The following is a 2,017-nucleotide window of genomic DNA, read 5'->3' as shown; positions in this document are numbered from 1 at the left end:
CATCATCGGGAAATCGCCGCCCTTCTGTTCTTTTTTTTATTTCAAGCAGACGACGGCATACGAGATGCACTAGAGTTGGTGACTGGAGTCCCAGACGTGTCCTCTGCAGACAAGACGGCAAGAGTGAAAAAATCTTGTGTATCTGATTAGACTAGAAAGTGCTATACTTCCCTAATCTCCCTATTTCCCCACCTCCCCATCTCCCTATTTCCCCACCTCCCCATCTCCCGATCTCCCGATTACCCGATTAGGGGGCATCTTGCCATTCTGGGGTCAGGGTGCGGTAATCATAGTTTGCGACACCGGGATGACAAGTAACACAGGTTTTAACTCCAAAGGGTCGAGGGATTTTGACTCGGGGATGCAGGGCTGTGAAATAACGGGATTGGGTCATACGATAAGGGACTTCTTCGTCTTTGTTATGGGGACGGGAGAAATCTCGCAAGTATTGCCAGGTGAGCAATAAACTTGGACCAAGCAGTCTTCGGAGTTGGGTACCATAATGTTCCTGTGGCTCTAACAATAACCGACGCCAGGTTTCGGTAGGCAATACTTCTGGTGGCAAAGCAATGTGACAAGCGGAACAGTTTTCTAGGTAAAGGTCTTTGCCTAATTTGTAGCGTTTGGACACTGGGTCCATGGATGCGATTACTTCGGTGGGGGTGGAGGTAACTGTTTCTGGCTCAATCGTATATCCTACGGCTCGCTCCAGTCCCCATCCTATGCTAATACTCCAAAAAATTAGCAATAACAATAGAACCCAAGGTGAACGTCTACGGTTTCGCCTTGGGCTTCTTGAGTTCAAAAATTTGGACATACCTCACACACAACACTCTTTAAGGGATTGGTACAGAGCGCAACAATTGCTCAACAATGGGCTGAGCACGACGCCCCCCCGAGGTAATGAGACGATGGGACAGTACATAAGGTGCCAGGAACTTGATATCATCTGGGATGGCATAATCTCGACCTTCCACAAAGGCTAGTGCCTGGGTTGCCCGTTGTAAAGCAATGGTACCGCGAGGACTGACTCCTAAGGTGACATCTTCGGCGGAACGGGATGCTCTGACTAAATTGAGCATATACTCTTGTAGTGACCGTTCTACTTTGACCTGCTGACAAAGATGCCGTAATTCTAATACTTCATCGGTGGTGATACAGGGGGTGAGCTCGGAAACCATCATTCCTTCTAGATGGCGTTGCAACATCTGGAGTTCTTCTTGTTCTGTGGGATAACCTAGGGATAAAGATAATAGGAATCGATCCATTTGGGCTTCTGGCAAGGGGAAGGTACCTTGATATTCCACTGGGTTTTGGGTGGCAATCACGAAAAAGGGCTGAGGTACGGGACGCGATCGCCCATCTACGGTGACCTGCTGCTCTTCCATTACTTCCAATAAGGCTGACTGGGTCCGGGGTGTGGCTCGATTAATTTCATCGGTTAGCAAGACATGGGTAAATACTGGACCTGGCAGAAATTCAAATTCACCACTGCGCTGATTCCAGATATTGGTTCCTGTGATATCCGTAGGTAATAGGTCAGGGGTACATTGAATACGTTGAAATTTCCCATCTATGGAACGGGCTAGGGATTTCGCTAGTAGTGTCTTGCCCACACCAGGGACATCTTCCAGCAAGGCATGACCCCCAGCCAATAGGGCCACGATCACTAGACGAATGGCATCTGCTTTACCAACAATCACACGACCGAGATTTTCCTGGAGCTGTTGAATTCTTTGTCTCATAGAGCAGTGTTCAATTGGGTGAGGGATAAATTATTGGAGGGAGCAGGGAGCAGGGAGCAGGGAGCAGGGAGCAGGGCAAACATCCCCCTATCTCCTATAAGCTAGCAAGGGTTTTCGGAAAATGGGAAAGATTTTGATAGGGCTTATCATACTTATGAGGTACAGGAGGTACAGTCAAGTTTCTTACCCCGACTCCCGATTCCCGATTCAAATGTAAAAAACCTACCCTGATCAGGTGGGTGATCCCCCCTAACCCCCCTTAATAAGGGGGA

2 protein-coding genes are annotated in these 2,017 nt (G+C 48.4%); both read right to left on the bottom strand.

What is annotated here, in order from left to right; all coding sequences use genetic code 11:
* Positions 1 to 247 precede the first annotated feature (247 nt).
* On the bottom strand, positions 248 to 748 hold the full coding sequence (locus F6K20_RS36090; RefSeq protein ID WP_287298035.1) for a cytochrome C: 501 nt from the start codon (positions 746 to 748) through the stop codon (positions 248 to 250).
* 88 nt (positions 749 to 836) lie between these two features.
* Entirely contained in the window at positions 837 to 1,745 is a 909-nt protein-coding gene (locus F6K20_RS36085; protein ID WP_008191660.1) for an AAA family ATPase, read from the bottom strand.
* Positions 1,746 to 2,017 lie beyond the last annotated feature (272 nt).

The sequence above is a fragment of the Moorena sp. SIO2C4 genome, from assembly GCF_010672485.1.
GTDB lineage: Bacteria > Cyanobacteriota > Cyanobacteriia > Cyanobacteriales > Coleofasciculaceae > Moorena > Moorena producens.
Note: the sequence above shows the minus strand (reverse complement) of the source record. Positions and strands in the feature narration are given on the sequence as shown.

What these genes read in the sequence shown, in the direction of transcription:
- F6K20_RS36085 (WP_008191660.1), bottom strand. Translation starts at nt 1,745, where the DNA reads ATGAGACAAAGAATTCAACAGCTCCAGGAAAATCTCGGTCGTGTGATT.